This window comes from Lentibacter algarum, assembly GCF_018860975.1.
GTDB classification, from domain to species: domain Bacteria; phylum Pseudomonadota; class Alphaproteobacteria; order Rhodobacterales; family Rhodobacteraceae; genus Lentibacter; species Lentibacter algarum_A.
Window position 1 is genome coordinate 1 of the sequence record NZ_JAHKQI010000011.1, and the last position, 3,860, is coordinate 3,860.

Sequence of the window (3,860 nt, forward strand, 5' to 3'; positions counted from 1 at the left end):
TTCCTCACGATCCAATGAATACCGCTTCCTCGCTCACTGACTCGCTACGCTCGGTCGTTCGACTGCGGCGAGCGGAAATGGCTTACGAACGGGGCGGAGATTTCCTGGAAGATGCCAGGAAGATACTTAACAGGGAAGTGAGAGGGCCGCGGCAAAGCCGTTTTTCCATAGGCTCCGCCCCCCTGACAAGCATCACGAAATCTGACGCTCAAATCAGTGGTGGCGAAACCCGACAGGACTATAAAGATACCAGGCGTTTCCCCCTGGCGGCTCCCTCGTGCGCTCTCCTGTTCCTGCCTTTCGGTTTACCGGTGTCATTCCGCTGTTATGGCCGCGTTTGTCTCATTCCACGCCTGACACTCAGTTCCGGGTAGGCAGTTCGCTCCAAGCTGGACTGTATGCACGAACCCCCCGTTCAGTCCGACCGCTGCGCCTTATCCGGTAACTATCGTCTTGAGTCCAACCCGGAAAGACATGCAAAAGCACCACTGGCAGCAGCCACTGGTAATTGATTTAGAGGAGTTAGTCTTGAAGTCATGCGCCGGTTAAGGCTAAACTGAAAGGACAAGTTTTGGTGACTGCGCTCCTCCAAGCCAGTTACCTCGGTTCAAAGAGTTGGTAGCTCAGAGAACCTTCGAAAAACCGCCCTGCAAGGCGGTTTTTTCGTTTTCAGAGCAAGAGATTACGCGCAGACCAAAACGATCTCAAGAAGATCATCTTATTAATCAGATAAAATATTTCTAGGCACCAATAACTGCCTTAAAAAAATTACGCCCCGCCCTGCCACTCATCGCAGTACTGTTGTAATTCATTAAGCATTCTGCCGACATGGAAGCCATCACAAACGGCATGATGAACCTGAATCGCCAGCGGCATCAGCACCTTGTCGCCTTGCGTATAATATTTGCCCATGGTGAAAACGGGGGCGAAGAAGTTGTCCATATTGGCCACGTTTAAATCAAAACTGGTGAAACTCACCCAGGGATTGGCTGAGACGAAAAACATATTCTCAATAAACCCTTTAGGGAAATAGGCCAGGTTTTCACCGTAACACGCCACATCTTGCGAATATATGTGTAGAAACTGCCGGAAATCGTCGTGGTATTCACTCCAGAGCGATGAAAACGTTTCAGTTTGCTCATGGAAAACGGTGTAACAAGGGTGAACACTATCCCATATCACCAGCTCACCGTCTTTCATTGCCATACGAAATTCCGGATGAGCATTCATCAGGCGGGCAAGAATGTGAATAAAGGCCGGATAAAACTTGTGCTTATTTTTCTTTACGGTCTTTAAAAAGGCCGTAATATCCAGCTGAACGGTCTGGTTATAGGTACATTGAGCAACTGACTGAAATGCCTCAAAATGTTCTTTACGATGCCATTGGGATATATCAACGGTGGTATATCCAGTGATTTTTTTCTCCATTTTAGCTTCCTTAGCTCCTGAAAATCTCGATAACTCAAAAAATACGCCCGGTACTGATGAATCCCCTAATGATTTTGGTAAAAATCATTAAGTTAAGGTGGATACACATCTTGTCATATGATCAAATGGTTTCGCGAAAAATCAATAATCAGACAACAAGATGTGCGAACTCGATATTTTACACGACTCTCTTTACCAATTCTGCCCCGAATTACACTTAAAACGACTCAACAGCTTAACGTTGGCTTGCCACGCATTACTTGACTGTAAAACTCTCACTCTTACCGAACTTGGCCGTAACCTGCCAACCAAAGCGAGAACAAAACATAACATCAAACGAATCGACCGATTGTTAGGTAATCGTCACCTCCACAAAGAGCGACTCGCTGTATACCGTTGGCATGCTAGCTTTATCTGTTCGGGCAATACGATGCCCATTGTACTTGTTGACTGGTCTGATATTCGTGAGCAAAAACGACTTATGGTATTGCGAGCTTCAGTCGCACTACACGGTCGTTCTGTTACTCTTTATGAGAAAGCGTTCCCGCTTTCAGAGCAATGTTCAAAGAAAGCTCATGACCAATTTCTAGCCGACCTTGCGAGCATTCTACCGAGTAACACCACACCGCTCATTGTCAGTGATGCTGGCTTTAAAGTGCCATGGTATAAATCCGTTGAGAAGCTGGGTTGGTACTGGTTAAGTCGAGTAAGAGGAAAAGTACAATATGCAGACCTAGGAGCGGAAAACTGGAAACCTATCAGCAACTTACATGATATGTCATCTAGTCACTCAAAGACTTTAGGCTATAAGAGGCTGACTAAAAGCAATCCAATCTCATGCCAAATTCTATTGTATAAATCTCGCTCTAAAGGCCGAAAAAATCAGCGCTCGACACGGACTCATTGTCACCACCCGTCACCTAAAATCTACTCAGCGTCGGCAAAGGAGCCATGGGTTCTAGCAACTAACTTACCTGTTGAAATTCGAACACCCAAACAACTTGTTAATATCTATTCGAAGCGAATGCAGATTGAAGAAACCTTCCGAGACTTGAAAAGTCCTGCCTACGGACTAGGCCTACGCCATAGCCGAACGAGCAGCTCAGAGCGTTTTGATATCATGCTGCTAATCGCCCTGATGCTTCAACTAACATGTTGGCTTGCGGGCGTTCATGCTCAGAAACAAGGTTGGGACAAGCACTTCCAGGCTAACACAGTCAGAAATCGAAACGTACTCTCAACAGTTCGCTTAGGCATGGAAGTTTTGCGGCATTCTGGCTACACAATAACAAGGGAAGACTTACTCGTGGCTGCAACCCTACTAGCTCAAAATTTATTCACACATGGTTACGCTTTGGGGAAATTATGAGGGGATCTCTCAGCGCCCGGTAGTGATCTTATTTCATTATGGTGAAAGTTGGAACCTCTTACGTGCCGATCAACGTCTCATTTTCGCCAAAAGTTGGCCCAGGGCTTCCCGGTATCAACAGGGACACCAGGATTTATTTATTCTGCGAAGTGATCTTCCGTCACAGGTATTTATTCGGCGCAAAGTGCGTCGGGTGATGCTGCCAACTTACTGATTTAGTGTATGATGGTGTTTTTGAGGTGCTCCAGTGGCTTCTGTTTCTATCAGCTGTCCCTCCTGTTCAGCTACTGACGGGGTGGTGCGTAACGGCAAAAGCACCGCCGGACATCAGCGCCATTCGCCATTCAGGCTGCGCAACTGTTGGGAAGGGCGATCGGTGCGGGCCTCTTCGCTATTACGCCAGCTGGCGAAAGGGGGATGTGCTGCAAGGCGATTAAGTTGGGTAACGCCAGGGTTTTCCCAGTCACGACGTTGTAAAACGACGGCCAGTGCCAAGCTTGCATGCCTGCAGCCGGCCAGCCTCGCAGAGCAGGATTCCCGTTGAGCACCGCCAGGTGCGAATAAGGGACAGTGAAGAAGGAACACCCGCTCGCGGGTGGGCCTACTTCACCTATCCTGCCCGGCTGACGCCGTTGGATACACCAAGGAAAGTCTACACGAACCCTTTGGCAAAATCCTGTATATCGTGCGAAAAAGGATGGATATACCGAAAAAATCGCTATAATGACCCCGAAGCAGGGTTATGCAGCGGAAAAGCGCTGTCTAGATTACTTGTACAGCTCGTCCATGCCGCCGGTGGAGTGGCGGCCCTCGGCGCGTTCGTACTGTTCCACGATGGTGTAGTCCTCGTTGTGGGAGGTGATGTCCAACTTGATGTTGACGTTGTAGGCGCCGGGCAGCTGCACGGGCTTCTTGGCCTTGTAGGTGGTCTTGACCTCAGCGTCGTAGTGGCCGCCGTCCTTCAGCTTCAGCCTCTGCTTGATCTCGCCCTTCAGGGCGCCGTCCTCGGGGTACAGCCGCTCGGAGGAGGCCTCACAGCCCCTGGTAGTTGCATGTTATAGGG

General features: G+C 48.8%; 3 protein-coding genes and 1 pseudogene. 2 read left to right on the forward strand and 2 right to left on the reverse strand.

Annotation, left to right across the window (positions count from 1 at the left end; all coding sequences use genetic code 11):
* Nucleotides 1–768 precede the first annotated feature (768 nt).
* Nucleotides 769–1,428 carry a type A-1 chloramphenicol O-acetyltransferase gene (locus tag KO498_RS18055; RefSeq protein WP_000412211.1) on the reverse strand — a complete coding sequence of 220 codons (660 nt, stop codon included), beginning with the start codon at nt 1,426–1,428 and terminating at the stop codon, nt 769–771.
* Between the two features lie 160 nt (nt 1,429–1,588).
* On the opposite strand from KO498_RS18055, the gene KO498_RS18060 reads away from it, so the two are divergent.
* Nucleotides 1,589–2,797, forward strand: a complete 1,209-nt coding sequence (locus KO498_RS18060) for an IS4-like element ISVsa5 family transposase (protein ID WP_001339197.1) — start codon at nt 1,589–1,591, stop codon at nt 2,795–2,797.
* A gap of 247 nt (nt 2,798–3,044) precedes the next feature.
* Nucleotides 3,045–3,164: pseudogene (locus KO498_RS18065) on the forward strand (IS1 family transposase); the annotation flags it as partial.
* A gap of 400 nt (nt 3,165–3,564) precedes the next feature.
* On the opposite strand, the gene KO498_RS18070 reads toward KO498_RS18065, so the two are convergent.
* Complete coding sequence (locus KO498_RS18070) at nt 3,565–3,702, reverse strand: hypothetical protein (RefSeq protein WP_215961338.1); 138 nt, start codon at nt 3,700–3,702, stop codon at nt 3,565–3,567.
* Between the last annotated feature and the right edge of the window lie 158 nt (nt 3,703–3,860).